General features: G+C 71.8%; 20 protein-coding genes. 15 read left to right on the top strand and 5 right to left on the bottom strand.

Translation table 11 applies throughout. The features are described 5' to 3' along the window. The first annotated feature begins 338 nt into the window (after positions 1–338). The 5 genes from EAD89_RS22030 (at position 339) to EAD89_RS22010 (ending at position 4650) form a co-directional block, all read left to right on the top strand. Positions 339–623 carry a GlsB/YeaQ/YmgE family stress response membrane protein gene (locus EAD89_RS22030; RefSeq protein WP_121652506.1) on the top strand — a complete coding sequence of 95 codons (285 nt, stop codon included), beginning with the start codon at positions 339–341 and terminating at the stop codon, positions 621–623. Between the two features lie 223 nt (positions 624–846). Continuing rightward, positions 847–2136, top strand: coding sequence for a sugar ABC transporter substrate-binding protein (locus EAD89_RS22025; protein ID WP_121652507.1), 1290 nt, complete (start codon positions 847–849; stop codon positions 2134–2136). Continuing rightward, entirely contained in the window at positions 2133–3119 is a 987-nt protein-coding gene (locus tag EAD89_RS22020; RefSeq protein ID WP_121652508.1) for a carbohydrate ABC transporter permease, read from the top strand. The genes EAD89_RS22025 and EAD89_RS22020 overlap by 4 nt, the downstream gene beginning before the upstream one ends. Continuing rightward, positions 3116–3946, top strand: a complete 831-nt coding sequence (locus tag EAD89_RS22015; protein WP_121652509.1) for a carbohydrate ABC transporter permease — start codon at positions 3116–3118, stop codon at positions 3944–3946. The genes EAD89_RS22020 and EAD89_RS22015 overlap by 4 nt, the downstream gene beginning before the upstream one ends. Before the next feature lie 68 nt (positions 3947–4014). After that, entirely contained in the window at positions 4015–4650 is a 636-nt protein-coding gene (locus tag EAD89_RS22010; protein ID WP_121652510.1) for an MOSC domain-containing protein, read from the top strand. A gap of 124 nt (positions 4651–4774) precedes the next feature. Here the strand turns inward: EAD89_RS22010 and EAD89_RS22005 are convergent, their stop codons facing one another. Together EAD89_RS22005 and EAD89_RS22000 are read right to left on the bottom strand one after the other, a co-directional pair. Beyond that, positions 4775–5677 carry a phytanoyl-CoA dioxygenase family protein gene (locus EAD89_RS22005; RefSeq protein ID WP_233578915.1) on the bottom strand — a complete coding sequence of 301 codons (903 nt, stop codon included), beginning with the start codon at positions 5675–5677 and terminating at the stop codon, positions 4775–4777. Positions 5678–5899: 222 nt separating this feature from the next. Next, positions 5900–6760 carry a hypothetical protein gene (locus EAD89_RS22000; protein ID WP_121677053.1) on the bottom strand — a complete coding sequence of 287 codons (861 nt, stop codon included), beginning with the start codon at positions 6758–6760 and terminating at the stop codon, positions 5900–5902. Positions 6761–7112: 352 nt separating this feature from the next. On the opposite strand from EAD89_RS22000, the gene EAD89_RS21995 reads away from it, so the two are divergent. After that, positions 7113–7877 carry an SDR family NAD(P)-dependent oxidoreductase gene (locus tag EAD89_RS21995; RefSeq protein WP_121677052.1) on the top strand — a complete coding sequence of 255 codons (765 nt, stop codon included), beginning with the start codon at positions 7113–7115 and terminating at the stop codon, positions 7875–7877. Between the two features lie 102 nt (positions 7878–7979). Here EAD89_RS21995 and EAD89_RS21990 read toward each other — a convergent pair whose 3' ends face one another. Then, on the bottom strand, positions 7980–8768 hold the full coding sequence (locus EAD89_RS21990) for an enoyl-CoA hydratase family protein (RefSeq protein WP_121677056.1): 789 nt from the start codon (positions 8766–8768) through the stop codon (positions 7980–7982). A 19-nt stretch (positions 8769–8787) separates the two neighbouring features. Between EAD89_RS21990 and hemW the strand changes: the two genes are divergently transcribed. Continuing rightward, the gene (gene hemW, locus EAD89_RS21985) at positions 8788–10011 is read left to right on the top strand and encodes a radical SAM family heme chaperone HemW (RefSeq protein ID WP_199733591.1); all 1224 of its coding nucleotides are present in this window, start codon (positions 8788–8790) and stop codon (positions 10009–10011) included. Positions 10012–10051: 40 nt separating this feature from the next. Here the strand turns inward: hemW and EAD89_RS21980 are convergent, their stop codons facing one another. Next, positions 10052–10675, bottom strand: coding sequence for a DUF4870 domain-containing protein (locus EAD89_RS21980; RefSeq protein WP_199733590.1), 624 nt, complete (start codon positions 10673–10675; stop codon positions 10052–10054). Between the two features lie 199 nt (positions 10676–10874). Here EAD89_RS21980 and hrcA point away from each other — a divergent pair, with 199 nt between their 5' ends. The 3 genes from hrcA (at position 10875) to EAD89_RS21965 (ending at position 13852) form a co-directional block, all read left to right on the top strand. Beyond that, the gene (gene hrcA / locus EAD89_RS21975; protein ID WP_074313627.1) at positions 10875–11897 is read left to right on the top strand and encodes a heat-inducible transcriptional repressor HrcA; all 1023 of its coding nucleotides are present in this window, start codon (positions 10875–10877) and stop codon (positions 11895–11897) included. Between the two features lie 73 nt (positions 11898–11970). Further along, positions 11971–13116, top strand: a complete 1146-nt coding sequence (gene dnaJ / locus EAD89_RS21970) for a molecular chaperone DnaJ (protein WP_199723260.1) — start codon at positions 11971–11973, stop codon at positions 13114–13116. Between the two features lies 1 nt (position 13117). Continuing rightward, positions 13118–13852, top strand: coding sequence for a 16S rRNA (uracil(1498)-N(3))-methyltransferase (locus EAD89_RS21965; RefSeq protein WP_121677049.1), 735 nt, complete (start codon positions 13118–13120; stop codon positions 13850–13852). A 70-nt stretch (positions 13853–13922) separates the two neighbouring features. On the opposite strand, the gene EAD89_RS21960 is transcribed toward EAD89_RS21965, so the two are convergent. After that, the gene (locus EAD89_RS21960) at positions 13923–14684 is read right to left on the bottom strand and encodes an SDR family NAD(P)-dependent oxidoreductase (RefSeq protein WP_121677055.1); all 762 of its coding nucleotides are present in this window, start codon (positions 14682–14684) and stop codon (positions 13923–13925) included. Between the two features lie 47 nt (positions 14685–14731). On the opposite strand from EAD89_RS21960, the gene EAD89_RS21955 reads away from it, so the two are divergent. The 5 genes from EAD89_RS21955 (at position 14732) to EAD89_RS21935 (ending at position 19560) form a co-directional block, all read left to right on the top strand. Then, entirely contained in the window at positions 14732–15091 is a 360-nt protein-coding gene (locus EAD89_RS21955) for a histidine triad nucleotide-binding protein (RefSeq protein WP_121652519.1), read from the top strand. After that, on the top strand, positions 15088–16485 hold the full coding sequence (locus tag EAD89_RS21950) for a serine hydrolase (RefSeq protein WP_233578914.1): 1398 nt from the start codon (positions 15088–15090) through the stop codon (positions 16483–16485). The genes EAD89_RS21955 and EAD89_RS21950 overlap by 4 nt, the downstream gene beginning before the upstream one ends. A gap of 130 nt (positions 16486–16615) precedes the next feature. After that, complete coding sequence (locus EAD89_RS21945) at positions 16616–17674, top strand: PhoH family protein (RefSeq protein ID WP_121652520.1); 1059 nt, start codon at positions 16616–16618, stop codon at positions 17672–17674. Positions 17675–17689: 15 nt separating this feature from the next. Next, positions 17690–18163: an rRNA maturation RNase YbeY gene (gene ybeY / locus EAD89_RS21940; RefSeq protein ID WP_121652521.1), complete on the top strand. Its 474-nt coding sequence runs from the start codon at positions 17690–17692 to the stop codon at positions 18161–18163. Further along, entirely contained in the window at positions 18163–19560 is a 1398-nt protein-coding gene (locus tag EAD89_RS21935) for a hemolysin family protein (RefSeq protein ID WP_121652522.1), read from the top strand. The genes ybeY and EAD89_RS21935 overlap by 1 nt, the downstream gene beginning before the upstream one ends. The last annotated feature ends 26 nt before the right edge of the window (positions 19561–19586 follow it).

The following is a 19586-nucleotide window of genomic DNA, read 5'->3' as shown; positions in this document are numbered from 1 at the left end:
GGGCGACCCCCGCCCGCTCGCCCCCGCCCGCTCGCCTTGATCCACTCGATACCGGCGATATCGGCCTTTCCCGCCGGCCGCGATACCCCGATGTCGCCGACCTCGTGTCGATCAAGCGCTCGTCGCCACCCAGCCCGGCGCCGCCCGCCGATCGCAACGCCGCCGCTCGGGCTCTTCTGCGACGAGGCCGAGAGGGTGGGTGGAACAGGTACCTGTCGTCCTGGTCGTGATCGTCTGGTGGCCGAAGTCGGTTTGGATTTTCGGCGCTTCGGGAACTTAGCGGTCACGACAGGAAGCACACACAGCGTGTGTCAGACATTCTTAGAAGGAGGGCGACCGTGGAGCTCACCGTGTGGGGCATCATCACTGCGATCGTTGTCGGTCTCATCGTCGGGGCCCTGGGCCGCCTGGTCGTTCCGGGCCGCCAGAACATGCCGATCTGGCTGCACCTGCTGATCGGTGTCGGCGCGGCCCTGCTGGGCACCGTGCTGGCGCGGGCGATCGGCATCGCGACCGAGACCAGCGGCATCGACTGGGGAGAGCTGCTGGTGCAGGTGGTTCTGGCCGCGATCGCGGTCGCGCTGGTGGCCGGCGTGGGTCGCCGCCGCAGCATCACCCGATAACAACCCGGCATCACCGTACGACGGGAAAGAGCGCCCGGCCCTCGGCCGGGCGCTCTTTCGTGCGGGAGTGCCCGACTTCGGCCCGATGCCAGAGCCCCTTCCGCGGCCCCGCTGCGGTACGGTCGCCTCGCTTTCGCCGGCACGCCCACTGTCGTAAAGGAATTCTTCGTACTAGGGTGCGGCGGAGAAGGTTAGTTCCAGGCGGCGTGAGGGGAGAAGTGGCGTGAACAGGTGGAAGCGGCTGGCCCCGGTCACCGCTGTGGTGGCCTCGGCCGCGATGGTGCTGACCGGCTGCGGAGGCTCCTCCGGCGATGACGCGGCGGACGACAGCAAGCTCACGGTCTGGATGATGGGCGAGGGCGGGGACGCGCAGAACACCTTCCTGGACGGGGTGGAGACCGAGTTCCGGCAGAAGCACCCCGACACCGACGTGGTGGTCCAGTACATTCCCTGGCTCGAAGCGCCCAAGAAGTTCCAGGCCGCGCTCGCCGGTGGTGAGGGGCCGGACGTCACCGAGCTGGGCAACACCGAGACCCAGGGCTGGGCGGCCCAGGAGGCGCTCGCCGACGTGAGTGGCCGGATGGGTGGCTGGGCCGACGGCAAGGACCTGCTGCCCGACCTGGTCCGCAACGCGCAGCTCGACGGCAAGCAGTACGGCGTGCCCTGGTACGCCGGCGTGCGCGCGATCTACTACCGCACCGACTGGTTCGCCGAGGCCGGCGTGCAGCCGCCGAAGACCTGGGACGACCTGGTCACCGTGGCCAAGGCCGTGCAGGCGAAGAAGAAGGGCACCTACGGCATCGCCCTGCCGGGCAACTCCGAGCTGCCCTTCTACTCCTTCCTCTGGGGTGCCGGCGCCGAGATCGCCACCAACCAGGGCGGCACCTGGAAGTCCGGCTACAACACGCCGGAGGCGCAGCGGGCGGTGAAGTTCTGGACCGACCTGGTGACCGTCCACAAGGTGGCCCCGCCGGCCGCGGCTGGCTGGAACGAGATCGACGCCCGCACCCAGTTCGCCACCGGCAAGGCCGCGATGGCCTTCGCCGGCAGCTGGCAGCAGGGCGCCATCAAGAAGGACAACCCCGAGATCGAGAAGGTCTGGGGTACGTTCCCGATCCCCGGCCCGGACGGCAAGGCGGCGCCCGGTTTCGCCGGCGGTTCGGACGTGGCGATCTGGAAGGACAGCGAGCGCCAGGATCTGGCCTGGGACTACCTGACCGTGCTGCTGAACAAGAAGAACGCGCAGAGCTTCGCGAGCAGCCTCGGCTTCTTCCCGGTCTACCAGGATCTGGTCGCCGGTGGCACGTACGCCAACGACAAGATCATGGCGTCGTTCGCCACCACCATGCAGAACACCAAGCTCACGCCGCTCACCCCGAAGTGGGTGGAGGTCAGCCGGACGAAGACGGTGACCCAGGCGATGAACAGCTCGGTCATGAAGGGTCAGAAGACGGTCGAGAAGGCCACCGCCGACGCGTCCGCTGAGATGGAAGGCATTCTGAACAGCAAGTGAGCCTACTGCTTAAGGGTGCCGAGGCGGCCGCCGCGCGGGAAACCCCCGCGCGGCGGCGTCGCCCGGTCGACCGCCTGCCGTACCTGCTGCTGCTGCCCGCGCTGGCGATCATCGGGGTGCTGCTGCTCTGGCCGCTCGGCCAGGTGGTGGCGATGTCCTTCTACCGGTTGAACAGCGTCCGGCAACTGCGCGGCGACCGGGAGTGGCCGTGGGTGGGGCTGGGCAACTACGCCGACATCCTCTCCGATCCGTTCTTCCTGACGGTGCTGCGCAACACGGTCCTGTTCGCCGCGGCCAACGTGCTGCTCACGATGGTCCTCGGCACCCTGGTCGGGCTGCTGCTCAACCGGCTCGGCCGCAAGATGGCCACCTTCGTGGCGAGTTGCGTGATGCTCGCCTGGGCCACCCCGGCGCTGACCGGCACGATCGTCTGGAAGTGGATCTTCGACGACACCAGCGGTCTGGTCACCTGGCTGTTCAACGCGCTGCCGGACGGCCTCTCCAACGCCCTGTTCGGCCGCAGTGACTGGACCGGCTACGGCTGGTTCAACTCGCCCCTGCTCTTCTTCGCGATCCTCACCCTGGTGGTGGTCTGGCACTCGTTCCCGTTCATCGCGGTGAGCGTGCTCGCCGGCCTGAAGAGCGTGCCGAGCGAACTGCACGAGGCTGCCCGGGTGGACGGCGCCGGCCCCTGGCGGGCGTTCTGGAAGATCACGTTCCCGCTGCTGCGCCCGGTCTTCGGCATCCTGATCGTGCTCTCCACCATCTGGGACTTCAAGGTCTTCACCCAGCAGTTCGTGCTGGCCGGAGGCACCCAGGACCGGCCGACGTTCATGCTCTCCATCTACTCGTACGCGGAGGCGTTCTCGCCGCCGCCGAAGTACGGCCTCGGTGCGGCCATCGCGGTGATCCTCACCCTGATCCTGCTCGTGGTCACCGGCTTCTACGTACGGATGGTGCTCAGACAGGAGGACGAGTCGTGAAGAAGATCGCCCTCAACGGCGCCGGGCTGCTGGTCGCGCTCTTCGCGGCGTTCCCCGTCTACTGGATGATCTCCACTTCGCTGAAGCCGAGCAGGGAGATCTTCTCGTCCACTCCACAGCCGGTGCCGACCCACCCGACGCTGGCGCACTACCGGGAGATCCTGACCGGCAACCTGATCCCCGGCGTGAGCTTCGCCGACTTCTTCCTCAACAGCGCACTGGTCGCCGTCGCGACGGTGGTGCTCAGCGGCCTGGTCGCCCTGCTCGCCGCGACCGCGGTGGCCCGGTTCCGCTTCAAGCTGCGGACCAGCTTCCTGATCATGCTGCTGGTGGTGCAGATGATCCCGCTGGAGGCGCTGGTCATCCCGCTGTTCCTGATGATCCAGCGGCTCGGCCTCTACAACACCCTGCCCAGCCTCATCCTCACGTACCTGGGCTTCTCGCTGCCGTTCGCGGTCTGGATGCTGCGCGGCTTCGTCGCCGCGGTGCCCAAGGAGTTGGAGGAAGCGGCCGCCATCGACGGCGCCAGTCGGGCCCAGATCTTCCGCCGGATCCTGTTCCCGCTGGTCGCGCCCGGCCTGGTGGCCACCAGCATCTTCTCGTTCATCACCGCGTGGAACGAGCTGATCTTCGCGTTGACGTTCATCAACGACCAGAACCGCTACACCCTGCCGGTGGCGATGACCTTCTTCTTCGGCCGGGACGACACCAACTGGGGCCCGGTGATGGCCGCGTCCACCCTGTTCACCCTGCCGGTCATCATCTTCTTCCTGCTGGTGCAGCGGCGGATGGTCTCCGGCCTGGTCGCCGGCGCCGTCAAGGGCTGACGGCCGCCCACGGCTGTCGGCGATCTTGGCGACGCCCCACCCCGTCGGGCCCCGCTAGGCTGACCGCCATGACGGGCAGGGTGGCAGCGGTGAACCTCGGTGTGGTCACCGAGGCCGAGTGGGCCGGCGACGCGAGCGGTCGCAGCGGCATCGACAAGCGGCCGGTGGACGCGCCGGTGCTGATCCGGGTCGACGGGGTGGTCGGCGACTTCATCGGCGAGCGAGCCCACCACGGCGGCGCGGACCAGGCGGTCTACGCCTACGCGGAGGAGGACGGCGCCTGGTGGGCGACCGAACTGGGCCGGGACATCGGGCCCGGCGGCTTCGGCGAGAACCTCACCACGTATGCGGTCGACGTGACCGGCGCGGTGATCGGTGAGCAGTGGCAGATCGGGTCCGCCCTGCTTGAGGTGACCAAGCCCCGAACGCCGTGCACCACGTTCGCCGGCTTCTGGGGCGTACCGGACCTGATCAAGCGGTTCACCGTCCGGGCGCTGCCCGGGGCCTACCTGCGGGTGCTGCGCGAGGGGGAGGTGGGCCCGGGCGACCCGGTCGAGGTGGTGGACCGGCCCGCGCACGGCGTGACCATCGGCGAGGTGTTCCGGGCCACCAGCCTGGAGCCGGAGCTGTTGCCCCGGCTGCTGGAGGCACCCGACCTGCCGGAGTCGATCCGGGAGAAGGCCCGCCGCCGGCTGGGGCGGTGACGACCGCCGAGCGGGCACACCGCCGGGGTCGGCCGACCGCCATCGCCCGGCGTTCACCCGGCAGCAGATATGCGAAGGGGCCCCTTGTTATCCGAGAAGCGATAACAAGGGGCCCCTTCCTCCGTCAGCGGAGCCAGGGGACGCTGCGGTCCAGCAGACCGCGCTCCTTGAGCTCCTTGCGCAGCGGGATCTCGTCGTCGACGTACCCGTCCCAGTTGATGCCCCAGTAGTTCGCGGTGTGGGTGCCCTCACCGATCAGCTGGCGCTGCACGGGCGTGCGGTTGCGGTACCACTCGCCGTTCAGGTCCGGGTGCAGCTCGTCCAGCGGGCGGATCCACCGGTAGGTGTAGCCGACGAAGAGCATCTTGCGGGTGATGGTCGACAGGTTCGTCGACCGGGAGTGCCACTGCCGGCGGTCGAAGATGAAGGCGTCACCCGGGTTGGCGGTGATCTCCACCGTGCCCTCCGGGTCCGGGTTGTGCACGCTGAGGTCCTTCGGCCGGGGCAGCGAGTTCAACAGGTGGCTGCCCGGGATGACCTTGGTGGCGCCGCGACCGGTCTCGGAGAGGTCGGAGAGCACGTACGCGACCTTCAGCGAGAACATCGGCCGGGGCAGGTTCGGGTCCATCGTCTCCGGGTCGGAGTTCTGGCGGTACCCGTCCTGGTGCCAGCCCCAGTACGGCTTCTCCGGCTCGGCGGCCGGCGGGGTGACGTCCAGGTGGTTGTGGTGGGTGTAGATGTTCCAGCCGGCCAGCCCCCACATGTACGGGAAGGCGATCGGGTGGGTGAGCAGCTCACCGAAGAGCTCGTCGCGCTCCAGGAAGCCCAGCAGGTGCAGGGTGCCGTCCTTCTTGGTGTTGCCCTTGGCCTGTTCCTCCGCGTAGACGCGGTCGACCGCCGCCTCCAGCGCCGCCCGGTGATCCTCGGTCAGGACGTTGCGCAGCAGGAGGAAGCCCTGCTCGTGGAACTCCTTGCGGTCAGTGTCGCTGATCGGTTCGTAGCCGGTCCGGTCGCCGTAATCGAACACCGCGTCGTACCCCTCCCCATGAGGTGAAACCATTTCTGGCACAGGCCGCCGATCGTAACGCGCATGCCTCGGCCTTGGGGAGGGCGTGCGGCGCGGGTGGACCCGGGCCGGACCGCGTGCAGCGGAACCATCACGGATAGTCAAATTTGCGTGATCACTAGTGGTGTCTGCCGGTTTTTGTCCGATTGTGCGGTGACTGCCGGTTAAGAGATCAGGGCCGGGTCACCCCTCGGCGAACACCTCGGCCACCACCTGCCCGGCGGGCCCCTGTTCGCCGCTCACCTGCCCCCAGGTGCCGTCCCGGGCGGTCCACTCCAGGCCACCGAAGCGGACCCGCTTCAGGCCGTGGTCCTGTGCGTGCGAGACCAGCCAGTGCGCGTACCGCCAGCCGTCGCGCTGGTCGCCCGCGGCCACGGCCAGCCCGGTCTGGTCCGTCGGGTCGGTGCTCGACACCCCCCAGTCCAGCACCAGGTTGCGGGTCAACTGGGCGGCCGCCGCCGCGCCGCGCATCACCGGGGTACGCCCCACCGAGCAGGCGACCGCGCCGGTGGCGTCGCCGAGCAGGGCCCGGCTGAGCACCTCGGAGTCGTCGGCCCACTTCTGGTACGCCTCGGGGAACGCCGAGCGTTGCACCCGCTGGGCGGCGTCGGTGACCCGCATCGACTCCCAGCCGCGCACCTTCTTCAGCGCCGCGTAGAAACGGTTCGCCGCGTAGCGCGGGTCGCGGATCTGCTTGGGGGTGCCCCAGCCCTGGCTCGGGCGCTGTTGGAACAGGCCGACCGAGTCACGGTCGCCGTCGGCGAGGTTGCGCAGCCCGGATTCCTGGTACGCCGTGGCCAGCGCGACCACCACGGCCCGCTCGGGCATCCCGCGCTGCGCGCCGATCGCCGCGATGGTCGCCGCGTTGGCCATCTGGTCGGGGTCCAGTGCGACCCGGCCGTCGGCATGGACCGTGCAGGTCCGCGCGGACAGCGGCAGTCGCAGCTGGTCTCCGACCTGCCGCACGACGAGCCAGACTGCGATCACGGCGATGAGGATGAGAACCACTCCACCCGCCACGGTTGCCCGAGTTCGCACCCACACCCCCAGATCGACAGTCCGACAAGCGTACGTCCCGCGGCGACCTATCCGGGTCGTCCGACCGGTTTCGCCGTGGCCGGCCCCGGCCGCACCGACCGACGTTCCCGCTCCGGCAGCGGTCTCACCTGCGCCTACCAGGCCTTCCGCCCGCCACAATTCGACAATAATCGGGCATTACGCGCTGGGCGCGAGGTCCGCGCGGAGTGGCCTGTCGTCGGCATCACCCCACCGGGCACGGTCAGAGGTGATTGATCGGTCAAGGATCTGTGTTGATTGACGTGTCAATTGCGGGAGCTGGTTCGCGGACCCCTGCGGACACACAGCCTCGGAAGATCACGGATCAAGGAGGAGCCCCATGGGAACGCTGGATGGCAAGGTCGTGCTCATCACCGGCACCGGAGGTGGTCTGGGCCGGGTCGCGGCGCTGGCCTTCGCGCGGGAAGGCGCACGGGTCGTCGGCGCCGACATCCAGATCGACGGCAACAACGAGACGGTCGAACTGGTCCGGAACGCGGGCGGTGAGATGACCGGCCTCGCCCCGGTCGACCTCACCGACCCCGAACAGGTGCGCAAGTTCGTCGAGGACGCCGTGGAGGCGTACGGCGGGCTCGACGTGGTCTACAACAACGCGGCCGCGCTCCGCTTCGGTCCGATGCCCGACTTCTCCGTCGAGGACTGGCGGTACACCATCACCGGCGAACTCGACATTCCCTTCTTCGTGTCGAAGTTCGCCTGGCCGCACCTGGTCCGGCGGGGCGGCGGCGTCATCATCAGCGCCGCTTCGATGGCCGGAATGATCGGTGGCCACGTCCCCCCGATGGTCGGGCACGCCGCCGCGAACGCCGGCATCATCGGCATGACCCGACAGCTCGCGCTCGAAGGCGCGCCCCACGGGATCCGCGCGGTGGCGATCAGCCCCGGGCCCATCGTGAGCCCGGCCAGCGAACGCGACCTCGGCGACAACCAGGCGGCCCGGGACGCGATCACCGGCAAGACCCTGGTCAAGCGCTTCGCTCAACCGGAGGAGGTCGCCGAGCTGGTGGTCTTCCTCGCGTCCGACCGGGCGTCGTACATCACCGGGGCGAACTACCCGGTCGACGGCGGCGCCACCGCGTGGTGACCGGCCCAGGGGCGCCGCCCTGCCCAGGCGGCGCCCCGACCTCTCCGAGGGCGGACACCGGGCAACGACAACCGCTCACCCGCGAAAGGGCAACGGCAACGCTCACCCGTCGAGAGCGGGCACCCAGCTCGCCGGTCGCTTCTCCCGGAACGCGGTGACCCCCTCGCGTCCCTCGTCGGAGAGGAAGTAGCCGGTCGAGAGAGCGGACAGCCGGGCCAGCTCGGCGCGCAGCTCGGCGGTGGCCGGTCGGCGCAGCAGCTCCTTCGTGCCGGCCAGCGCGCCGGGGGCGCCGCGCACCAGCGAGTCGCAGTACCGGCTGACCGCCGCGTCCAGCCCGTCCGCCGGGACAGCGGCGGTGACCAGGCCGATCTCGGCGGCCCGCCGGCCGTCGAAGGTGTCCCCGGTCAGGTACAGCTCGGCGGCGGCGCGCGGGTGCAGCCGGGGCAGCACGGTCGCCGAGATCACCGCCGGGATCACCCCGATCCGCACCTCGGTGAAGGCGAACGTCGCCTCGTCGGAGCAGACGGCCAGGTCGGCGGCGGCGATCAGGCCCAACCCGCCGGCCCGCGCCGGACCGGCGACCCGGGCCAGCACCGGCTTCGGGCACTCCCAGAGCGCGGCGAGCACGTCGCCCAGCATTCCGGCCGGCACCGTCCCGCTGGCGTACGCCGCGGCGGTCTCCTTCAGATCCGCGCCCGAGCAGAAGACCGGGCCGGTGTGGTCGAGCACGATCACCCGGACCGCGTCGTCGGCGATCGCGTCGGCCAACCCGGCCAGCAGCTGTGTCATCAGGCCGGTGGAGAGCGCGTTGCGGTTGTGCGGGCTGTCCAGGGTGAGGGTGGTCACCCCGCGGGCCGTGGAGACCCGCACGAGCACGTCGGGAGAGGTCATGCCGGGCACACTAGTGGCCATGCCCGGCGTCCTTCCAGATGGTGAGACCGTCCCCGCCGACGGATCGCTGCCCGCCACCGCCACCACCGCGGTCGGCGCGCGCGGCTTCGGCGTGTACGTCCACGTGCCGTTCTGTGCCAGCCGCTGCGGCTACTGCGACTTCAACACCTACACCGCGGCCGAGCTGGGTGGCGGCGCCAGCCGCGAGGGGTACGCGGACACCGTGCTGGCCGAGCTGGCGCTCGCCGCCCGGGTGCTCGGCGACAGCCCACCGCCGCGGGTCGACACGGTCTTCGTCGGCGGTGGCACGCCCACCCTGCTCCCCGCCGACGACCTGGCCCGGATCCTCGACGGCATCGACCGCACCTGGGGGCTCGCCGCCGACGCCGAGGTCACCACCGAGGCCAACCCGGAATCGGTCACCCCGGAATCGTTGAAGCGGCTGCGGGCCGCCGGCTACACCCGGATCTCGCTGGGCATGCAGTCCGCCTCCCCGGGTGTGCTGGCGATCCTGGACCGCAAACACAGCGCCGGCCGGGCCACCGCCGCCGCCCTGGAGGCGCGCGACGCCGGGTTCGAGCACGTCAACCTGGACCTGATCTACGGCACCCCGGGGGAGCGGGCCGAGGACTTCGCCGCCTCGCTGGACCAGGTCGTGGCCGCCGGGGTGGACCACGTCAGCGCGTACGCCCTGATCGTCGAGGACGGCACCCGGCTCGCCGCCCGGATGCGGCGCGGCGAGCTGGCGTACCCCAGTGACGACGTGGCCGCGGACCGCTACCTTGCCGCGGAGGCCGCGCTCGACGCGGCCGGGCTGTCCTGGTACGAGGTCTCCAACTGGGCCCGCACCGACGAGGCCCGGTGCCGGCACAACCTGCTCTACTGGACCGGCGCCGACTGGTGGGGGCTGGGCCCCGGAGCGCACAGCCACGTCGGCGGGGTGCGCTGGTGGAACGTCAAACACCCCTCGGCGTACGCCCAGCGGCTGGCCGCCGGCGCGTCACCCGGCCTGGCCCGCGAGGTGCTCACCGCCGACGAGACGCACATGGAGGACGTCATGCTCCGGCTGCGGCTCGCCAGCGGGCTGCCGCTGGCGGTGCTCGACGCCGCGGGTCGGGCCGGCGCCGAGCGGGCGCTGGCCGGCGGCCTGCTGGCCGCGCCGGAGTACGCGGCGGGCCGGGCGGTGCTCACCCTGCGCGGCCGGCTGCTCGCCGACGCCGTGGTGCGCGACCTGCTGCCCTGAGGCGGTGCACCGGGCCGGCCGGGGGAGCGGCCGACCCGGGTCACTTGATGAAACTGGCCGACATCGGGTAGCGGTAGTGGCTGCCCTCGTTGGCCTTCATGCCGGCGATGATCCCGAACAGGATCTGGATCACCACCACCGCGATGCTGGGCAGGAAGAGCAGGCACCAGCTCACGAAGAGCAGCACGAACGCGATGATCGACCAGAGGATCTGGAAGTTCAGCGCGGCCAGGGCGTGCGCCCGGACGGTCGGCGACTGCTGACCGCGGGCCAGGTAGGCGATGAGCGGGCCGACGAAGCCCAGCGGGCCGAAGCTGATCAGCGCGCCGGCGGCGCCGCCGAAGTGCGCGACCAGCGCCCAGGTCTTGTCATCGTTGTTGGCGTAGCCGCCGCCGGGGCCGCCGTAGGCGCCGCCGGTCGGATAGCCGCCAGGGGGGTAGCCACCGGGCGGCGGGTAACCACCGGGCGGAGGGTAGCCGCCTGACGGCGGTTGGTCACCGGAGGGTGGCGGATAGCCACCGGCCGGGGGATAGCCGCCCGGGCCAGGTGCCCCGGACAGTGGTGCGGTGGGTGGCTCGGCCGAGGAGGACGGGCCCGGCGAGGTCGGCTCCGGCGGGTAGTTGCCGGGGTCTCCCGCACCGGGAGGGCGAGGTGGTTCAGTCATGGGTGTCACGGTAGGGGCCGGTGGCAACGCCGCACCAGAGCGACACCGCCGCGCCGGGCCGGCTGAACGGACAGCGACGGTCTTGATCATCGCGCGGGCGGGCGGGCCGACGTAGACTGGCACTCGTTACAGTCGAGTGCCAGGACGGCCCGCCGGCCCCACGGGCGCCGGCGGCCGACGTGCGACAGGAGGTGCGGAGATGGGTCTCGACGACCGCAAGCTCGCCGTGCTCCGCGCCATCGTCGAGGACTACGTCTCCACCCAGGAGCCGGTCGGCAGCAAGGCGCTGGTTGAGCGTCACCAGCTCGGTGTGTCCCCGGCCACGGTCCGCAACGACATGGCCGTGCTGGAGGAGGAGGGCTACATCCGGCAGCCGCACACCAGTGCCGGCCGGGTGCCCACCGACCGCGGCTACCGGCTGTTCGTGGACCGGCTGTCCCGGGTCAAGCCGCTCAGCCCGGCCGAGCGCCGGGCGATCGAGCGCTTCCTGGTCGGCGCGGTCGACCTCGACGACGTGGTGCACCGCACCGTGCGACTGCTCGCCCAACTGACCCGGCAGGTGGCCGTGGTGCAGTACCCGAGCCTGGCCCGCTCCTCGGTGCGCCACCTGGAGCTGGTGCCGATCTCCACCACCCGGCTGATGCTCGTCATGATCGCCGACACCGGGCGGGTCGAGCAGCGGCTGGTGGAGCTGCCCGGGCCCGTGCACCCCGACGACGTCACCGACCTGCGCCGACTCGTCAACGAGAAGCTCGCCGGCGCCCGGCTGTCCGACACGCCGCCGCTGGTGCAGGCGCTGGTCGAGGAGGCGCCGTCGGAGCTGCGCCCCGCGATGACCACGCTCTCCACCGTGCTGCTGGAGACGCTGGTCGAGCGGCACGAGGAACGCATCGCGCTGGCCGGCACCGCCAACCTCACCCGGGGCGGTCTGCTCGACTTCCAGGGCTCGCTGCGGCCGATCCTCGAGGCGCTGGAGGAGGAGGTCGTGCTCCTCAAGCTCATCGGCGAGACCGAGCCGAGCACGACCCGGGTGCTGATCGGCGACGAGAACGAGTTCGACAACCTGCGCGCCGCCTCGGTGGTCAGCACCGGGTACGGCCCGGGCGCCACCATCGTGGGCGGCCTGGGGGTGCTGGGACCCACCCGGATGGACTACCCCGGCACCATCGCCACGGTGCGCGCCGTGGCACGCTACGTGGGCGAGCTGCTGGCCCAGAACTGACCAGTCAGGGCCGACGGCCGGCTGCGGCCGCCGACCGGCGCAACGCGAGACGAACATGAGGACACGGAACGCAGTGGCCAGGGACTACTACGGCATCCTCGGTGTGAGCCGGGAAGCCTCCGACGACGAGATCAAGCGCGCCTACCGCAAGCTGGCGCGCCAGTTCCACCCGGACGTCAATCCGGACCCGGAGGCTCAGGAGAAGTTCAAGGACATCAACGCCGCGTACGAGGTGCTCTCGGACGACCGCAAGCGGCAGATCGTCGACCTGGGTGGCGACCCGCTCGCCCCGGGTGGCGGCGGCGCCGGCGGCCCGGGCGGTCCCGGTGGAGCCGGCCCGTTCGTCGGGTTCCAGGACATCATGGACGCGTTCTTCGGCGGCGCGGCGGGTGGCGCGCGCGGCCCGCGCCCGCGTACCCGCCCGGGCGCCGACGCGATCCTGCGTCTTGAGCTGGACCTGCACGAGACGGCGTTCGGCGTCGAGGCGCCGATCACCGTCGACACGGCCGTGCTCTGCACCACCTGCTCCGGCGCCGGCACGGCGGCCGGCACCCACCTGGCCACCTGCGAGGCGTGCGGCGGCCGTGGCGAGGTGCAGTCGGTGCAGCGCACCTTCCTCGGCCAGGTGGTCTCGGCCCGCCCGTGCACCGTCTGCCAGGGCTACGGCACCACCATCCCGCACCCCTGCCCCACCTGCGCCGGCGACGGCCGGGTGCGTACCCGTCGCTCGCTGACCGTCAAGATCCCCGCCGGTGTCGAGGACGGCATGCGGATCCGGCTGGCCCAGCAGGGCGAGGTGGGCCCGGGTGGCGGCACCGCCGGCGACCTCTACGTGGAGATCCACGAGCGGCCGCACGACGTGTACTCCCGCAAGGGTGACGACCTGCACTGCCGGGTCACCGTCCCGATGACCGCGGCGGCGCTGGGCACCCGGCTGACCATCAAGACGCTGGACAGCGAGGAGACGGTCGACGTGAAGGCCGGCACCCAGCCCGCCAGCACGCTGCGGCTGCGCGCCCGAGGGGTGCCACACCTGCGCGGCACCGGCCGGGGCGATCTCTACGTGCACCTGGACGTCCGGACGCCGACCAAGCTCGACCCGGACCAGGAGCGGATGCTGCGCGACTTCGCCAAGACCCGGGGCGAGGAGGTCGCCGAGCTGACCAAGCAGGGCGGCTTCTTCTCCCGGATGCGCGACGCGTTCAACGGTCACGCCTGAGGTGTCCGCGCCGCTGTTCCTGGTCGAGGCTCTGCCCACCGGTGACGCGCTGACCCTGGACGGCCCGGAGGGGCACCACGCCGCCACCGTGCAGCGGCTTCGGGTCGGCGAGGAGTTGCTGCTCGCCGATGGCCGGGGCGGCACGGCCGCCGCGGTGGTCACCGCCGTCGGCCGGGGCAGCCTCGATCTCACCGTCACCTCCCGGGGGTACGCGGACGCGCCCGTACCCCGGCTGGTGATCGTGCAGGGCATCGCCAAGGGTGACCGGGGTGAGCTGGCCGTGCAGGCGATGACCGAGGTCGGGGTGGACGAGATCGTGCCCTGGGCGGCGTCCCGCTCGGTGACCCAGTGGCGCGGCGACCGGGGCGTACGGGCTCGGGAGAAGTGGGTGGCGACCGCCCGGGAGGCGGCCAAGCAGGCCCGCCGCCCCTGGCTGCCGGTGGTGGCCGGGGCCCCGGACGAGTCGACGGCCACGGTGGCCCGCCGGATCGCCGGCGCCGCCGCCGCGTTCGTGCTGCACGAGGAGGCCGACGAGCGGCTGACCGTCGCCGAGCTGCCGTCGGCCGGGGAGATCGTCCTGGTGGTCGGCCCCGAGGGCGGCATCGCCCCGGCCGAGCTGACCGCCTTCCGCGAGGCTGGCGGCCAGCCGGTCCGGCTCGGCCCGGCGGTGCTGCGCACCTCCACCGCCGGCGTGGCCGCGCTCAGCGTGCTCGCCACCCGCCTCAACCGCTGGTAGCGCGGGACGCGAGGAAACGGGTCGGGCGACTCGACATCCGGCGGTCCGGGCCCGATCGTCGGGCCGGCGGTCAGCTGCGCAGGTAGGACGCGCCGTTGAGGTCGAGGATGGCACCCGACGCCCACTCGGCCAGCGGCGAGGCCAGCCAGTGCACCGCGGCGGCGATCTCCTCCGGCCGGGCCACCCGGTCGAACGGGCTCTGCGCCCGGATGGCCGCGCCCTGCTCACCGCGCAGGTGCTCGGTGACCATGTCGGTCGCCACGAAGCCCGGCGCGACGGTCGCGACCGCGATGCCGTACGGCGCGAGCGCCACCGCGAGGGACTGGCCCAGCGCGTTCAGCCCCGCCTTGCTGGCGCCGTAGGCCGGCTGGTCCGGCTCGCCGCGGAACGCGCCGCGGGACGAGACGTTGACGATCCGACCGCCGCGCTCCCGCATGTGCTGGGCGGCGCACCAGGTGACGTTGCCGGCGCCGGTCAGGTTGGTCTCCAGCACCTGCCGCCAGCGCTTCTGCCACTGCTCGTAGGAGGCGCCGAAGATCGGATGCGGGTCGTCCCGGTCGCCGTACATCCCGGCGTTGTTGACCAGCACGTCCAGGCCGCCCAGCAGGTCGGCGGCCCGGTCGACCATGGCCCGGACCGCGTCCGGATCGGTGAGGTCGGCGCGGACCACCACGTGCCCCGCGCCGGGCAGTTGCGCGCGTAGCTCCTCCGCCGCGTCCGCCGAGTCGCGGTGGTGGATGGCCACCCGGTCGCCGTCGGCCGCGAACGCCGTCGCCACCGCCCGACCGATCCCGCGTGAGGCCCCGGTCACCAGTACCGCCCGATCCGTCATGCCGGCCATCCTGCCGTACCTTCCCTGACCTTCCCTACACTGCCCCGATGGGATCCGATTGCCTGTTCTGCCGCATCGTCGCCGGGGAGATTCCGGCCACCGTGGTCCGGGAGACCGCCACCACGCTCGCCTTCCGGGACATCGGTCCGAAGGCGCCGGTGCACGTCCTGGTGATTCCGAAGGAGCACTACGCCGACATCGCCACCCTCGCCCAGGGTGACCCGGCCCTGGCCGGGGAGGTGCTGGCCACGGCCGCCGCGGTGGCCGAGGACGAGGGGCTGCTCGGCGACGGCTTCCGGCTGATGTTCAACACCGGCGTGTACGGCGGGCAGGAGGTGTTCCACGTGCACGCGCACCTGCTCGGTGGCGCGCCGCTCGGCCCGATGCTCGCCCGGGACCTGGCGTGAGCGCTGACCCGCTGTCCGCTCGGGCCGTCGACGAGCGGCTGGGCCGGCTGGTCCGCCGGGTGCAGGCCGATGCCCGGGTGCCGGCGGTGTCGGCGGCGCTGCACCGGGCCGACCGCCCGCTCTGGAGCTGCACCGTCGGCGGCACCGGCACCGACCGCCCGCTGGGGGCGTCCACCCAGTTCCGGATCGGTTCGGTCACCAAGACCTTCACCGCGGTGCTCACCCTCCAGTGCCGCGACGACGGGCTGCTGGATCTGGACGACCCGGTGGGCCGGCACCTGGACCTGCCCGCCCACGGGGAGCTGACCGTCCGCCGGCTGCTGTCACACACCGGTGGCCTGCAACGCGAGCCGTTCGGCGACGTCTGGGACAACCTGCGCGCGCCGGACGCCGGCCAGTTGGTCGCCGAGCTGGACCGGGCCGAGCGCGTGCTGCCACCGGCCCGCCGCTTCCACTACTCGAACCTCGGCCTGGCCGTGCTCGGCCAACTGGTCGCCCGGTTGCGCGGCGGCAGCTGGGCCGAGGTGCTCGCCGAGCGGGTGCTGACGCCGTTGGGCCTGGCCGACACCGCCGTGACCCCCGGGCCGGCGGCGGCCACCGGTTTCCTCGTCGACGCGTACTCCGACGAGGCGCACCCGGAGCCGCCGACCGACTTCGGCGCGGTCGGCCCGGCCGCCCAGCTCTGGAGCACGGCGACCGACATGGCCCGCTGGGCGGCGTTCCTCGCCGACCCGGCGGCGCTGGACCCGGCCGGCGCGGTGCTCGCCCCCGCCACGCTGGACGAGATGCGCTGGCCGGTGACCACCACTGACGAGACGCTGTGGGGAGCCGGCTTCGGGCTCGGCCTGATCCTGGTGCCGCAGGGCGAGCGGGTGGTGCACGTGGGGCACGACGGGGCGATGCCCGGATTCCTGGCCGCGGTGTACGGCCGGCGGGGCGGCGACGGCACGGCGGGCGCGATGGGCGCCGCGGTGCTCGGCTCGTCCGGCACGGCGGCGGAGCTGTTCGACCTGCCGCACCGGCTGCTCGCCGCGGCGGTCGAGCACGACCCGGCGGAGATCGAGCCGTGGCGGCCCGGCGCGCCCGCTCCGGCAGCCCTGCGGGGGCTGCTCGGCCGCTGGTGGGGCGAGGGTTTCGAGTACGTCTTCTCCTGGCACGACGGCACACTGCGGGCGCGGGGGGCCAACGATCCGGCGGGACGCCCACCGGCGATCTTCACCCCGCTGCCGGACCGGCCGGACGTGTTCCGCACGGTCTCCGGCCGGGAGGCCGGCGAGCTGCTGAGGCTGACCCGGGACGAGTCGGGCGCGGTGGTCCGGATGCACTGGGCGACGTACCGCTTCACCCGCCACCAGGAGACCTTCGACCGGTACGACTTCCGGGCCGGGGGTTGATCGCGGCCAGCGGAAATGGACGCGATGCGGGCCGCGTTGAACCGATACGATGGGGGTAACGTCCGCACGCCGTGCCAGCAGGGCCGGCGCCGAGATCGAGAGCAGGTGCGTGGGGCCTTCGGCCCGACCTATGACTGGCACCCCACCTCCCGGCCCGCCCCGGGTGCAGACCAGGATCACCGTGCCCGACTCGAAGATCATGGTCAATCTGCTCGGCGCAGGTGACGAGATCCTGCGACTGGTCGAACGCTCGGTCACCAGCGACGTGCACGTCCGTGGCAACGAGATCACCATCACCGGCGCGCCCGCGGACAATGCCCTCGCCGAGCGGGTCTTCACTGAGCTGCTCGAACTCATCGAGAAAGGCGAGACCCTGACCACTGACGCGGTTCGGCGTACCGTCGGCATGCTCGAGCAGGGCAGCGCCGAACGGCCCGCCGAGGTCCTGACGCTCAACATCCTCTCCCGGCGCGGGCGCACCATCCGCCCCAAGACCCTCGGGCAGAAGCGGTACGTCGACGCGATCGACTCGCACACCATCGTCTTCGGCATCGGCCCGGCCGGCACCGGCAAGACCTACCTGGCCATGGCGAAGGCCGTCCAGGCGTTGCAGGCCAAGCAGGTCAACCGGATCATCCTGACCCGACCGGCGGTCGAGGCGGGTGAGCGACTGGGCTTCCTGCCCGGCACGCTGAACGAGAAGATCGACCCGTACCTGCGCCCGCTCTACGACGCGCTGCACGACATGCTCGACCCGGAGTCGATCCCGAAGCTGATGGCCGCGGGCACGATCGAGGTCGCCCCACTGGCGTACATGCGCGGCCGCACGCTCAACGACGCGTTCATCATCCTGGACGAGGCGCAGAACACGACGCCCGAGCAGATGAAGATGTTCCTCACTCGGCTCGGCTTCAATTCCAAGATCGTCGTCACCGGTGACGTCACCCAGGTGGACCTTCCCGGCGGCACGACCAGCGGTCTGCGCGTGGTCCGGGAGATCCTGGAGAACGTCGAGGACGTGCACTTCGCCCAGTTGTCCAGCTCCGACGTGGTCCGCCACCAGCTGGTCGGGCAGATCGTCGACGCGTACGCCCGCTGGGACGCCGAGCGGGAGACCCAGCAGGCGCAGGGCGTCCACGCGGTGCCCGGGCGACCCGCCCAGGGCGGCCGGGCCGGCCGCCGCCGCTAAAGCAGAGGAAGCAAGTTGTCCATCGAGATCGCCAACGAGTCCGGTGTCGAGGTCGACACCGACGCCGTGCTCGCCGTCGCCCGGCACGCACTCGACGAGATGGGGGTCAACCCCCTCGCCGAGTTGTCCGTGCTGCTGGTCGACATCGACTACATGACCGAGTTGAACCACCGCTGGATGGGTGGCGAAGGCCCGACCGACGTGCTCGCGTTCCCCATGGACGAGGGCAGCGTCGACCACGGCCCCGGCGAGACCGCCCCGTCCGGCGGCGAGCCGGCCCTGCTCGGCGACATCGTGCTGTGCCCGGAGGTGGCGGCCAAGCAGGCGGCGACCGCCGGGCACGCGCCGGCCGACGAGCTGCACCTGCTCACCGTGCACGGGGTGCTGCACCTGCTCGGCTACGACCACGCCGAGCCGGAGGAGGAGCGGGAGATGTTCGCGCTCCAGGCCCGACTGCTGGCGAGCTGGCGGTCGACCCGCAACCAGTGATGCCCACTCCGATACTGGCGGCCAGCCCCACGGCTGGTCTTCCCGACCTGCAACTGATCGTCTTCGCCGCCGGCCTGGTGGTGCTGGCCGGCCTGATCGCGATGACCGAGGCGGCGCTCGCCGCGGTCTCCCCGGCCCGGGCGGCCGAGCTGGCCCGGGACGGCGTGCGCGGCGCGCGTACCCTCCAGACCGTCGCCGCCGACGTGGTCCGGCACCTCAACCTGCTCCTGCTGTTGCGGCTGCTCGCCGAGCTGACCGCCACCACGCTGGTGGCACTGGTCGCGGTGGACACCTTCGGCGCCGGCTGGCGGGCCGCGTTGGTCACCGCCGGCGCGATGACCGTGGTCAGCTTCGTGGTGGTCGGGGTCGCCCCGCGCACCATCGGCCGGCAGCACGCGTACGCCGTCGGGCGGGCGGTGGCGCCGCTGGTCCGCTGGCTGGGCCGGGCGCTCAACCCGCTCGCGTCGCTGCTCATCCTCATCGGCAACGCGGTCACCCCGGGGCGCGGCTTCCGGGAGGGGCCGTTCGCCACCCAGGTGGAGCTGCGTGAGCTGGTCGACCTGGCCGAGCAGCGCGGCGTGGTCGAGCACGGCGAGCGACAGATGATCCACTCGGTCTTCGCGCTCGGCGACACCATCGCCCGCGAGGTGATGGTGCCGCGTACGGAGATGGTGTGGATCGAGGAGGGCAAGACCCTCGAGCAGGCGCTGGCGCTCTTCCTGCGGTCCGGTTTCTCCCGCATTCCGGTGATCGGCGAGAGCGTCGACGACGTGCTGGGTGTGCTCTACCTCAAGGACCTGATCCGGCGGTCCCGGGGCGGTGACCCGGACGCCGAGCAGTTGCCGGTGGCCGAGCTGATGCGTCCGGCGACCTTCGTACCGGAGTCCAAGCCGGTCGACGATCTGCTGTCCGAGATGCAGGCCGCCCGCAACCACCTGGTCATCGTGGTCGACGAGTACGGCGGCACCGGCGGGCTGGTCACGATCGAGGACATCCTGGAGGAGATCGTCGGCGAGATCACCGACGAGTACGATGTCGAACGCCCGCCGGTCGAACGCCTGGCGGACTCCGCCGTGCGGGTCACCGCCCGCCTGCCGGTGGAGAATCTGGGCGAGCTGTTCGACACCGATCTGCCCGCCGACGAGGTGGAGACGGTCGGTGGCCTGCTCGCCCAGTCGCTGGGTCGGGTGCCGATCCCCGGGGCGCAGGTCGAGGTGGCCGGCCTCCGGCTGGTCGCCGAGGGCACCACCGGCCGGCGCAACCGCATCGACACCGTCCTGGTCAGCCGGGTCGAGCCGGGCGACGAGCAGGACACCGCGGGGCGTGGCGAGGACGCCGGCCCCGGGGACGACCAGGACCACTACCGAGACGAGGAGAGGCAACCCGCCGATGCCTGACACACCCGCCGCGCCCGCCGCCCGGC

It is taken from the genome of Micromonospora sp. BL4 (assembly GCF_003667505.1).
GTDB lineage: Bacteria > Actinomycetota > Actinomycetes > Mycobacteriales > Micromonosporaceae > Micromonospora.
The sequence above is the reverse complement of the archived record's forward strand: the minus strand, read 5'-3'. Positions and strand labels throughout refer to the sequence as shown.

What these genes read in the sequence shown, in the direction of transcription:
- EAD89_RS21945 (WP_121652520.1), top strand. Translation starts at nt 16,616, where the DNA reads ATGACTGGCACCCCACCTCCCGGCCCGCCCCGGGTGCAGACCAGGATC.
- EAD89_RS21955 (WP_121652519.1), top strand. Translation starts at nt 14,732, where the DNA reads ATGGGATCCGATTGCCTGTTCTGCCGCATCGTCGCCGGGGAGATTCCG.
- EAD89_RS21995 (WP_121677052.1), top strand. Translation starts at nt 7,113, where the DNA reads ATGGGAACGCTGGATGGCAAGGTCGTGCTCATCACCGGCACCGGAGGT.
- EAD89_RS22010 (WP_121652510.1), top strand. Translation starts at nt 4,015, where the DNA reads ATGACGGGCAGGGTGGCAGCGGTGAACCTCGGTGTGGTCACCGAGGCC.
- EAD89_RS21990 (WP_121677056.1), bottom strand. Translation starts at nt 8,768, where the DNA reads ATGACCTCTCCCGACGTGCTCGTGCGGGTCTCCACGGCCCGCGGGGTG.
- hemW (WP_199733591.1), top strand. Translation starts at nt 8,788, where the DNA reads ATGCCCGGCGTCCTTCCAGATGGTGAGACCGTCCCCGCCGACGGATCG.
- EAD89_RS21960 (WP_121677055.1), bottom strand. Translation starts at nt 14,684, where the DNA reads ATGACGGATCGGGCGGTACTGGTGACCGGGGCCTCACGCGGGATCGGT.
- hrcA (WP_074313627.1), top strand. Translation starts at nt 10,875, where the DNA reads ATGGGTCTCGACGACCGCAAGCTCGCCGTGCTCCGCGCCATCGTCGAG.
- EAD89_RS21935 (WP_121652522.1), top strand. Translation starts at nt 18,163, where the DNA reads ATGCCCACTCCGATACTGGCGGCCAGCCCCACGGCTGGTCTTCCCGAC.
- EAD89_RS21980 (WP_199733590.1), bottom strand. Translation starts at nt 10,675, where the DNA reads ATGACTGAACCACCTCGCCCTCCCGGTGCGGGAGACCCCGGCAACTAC.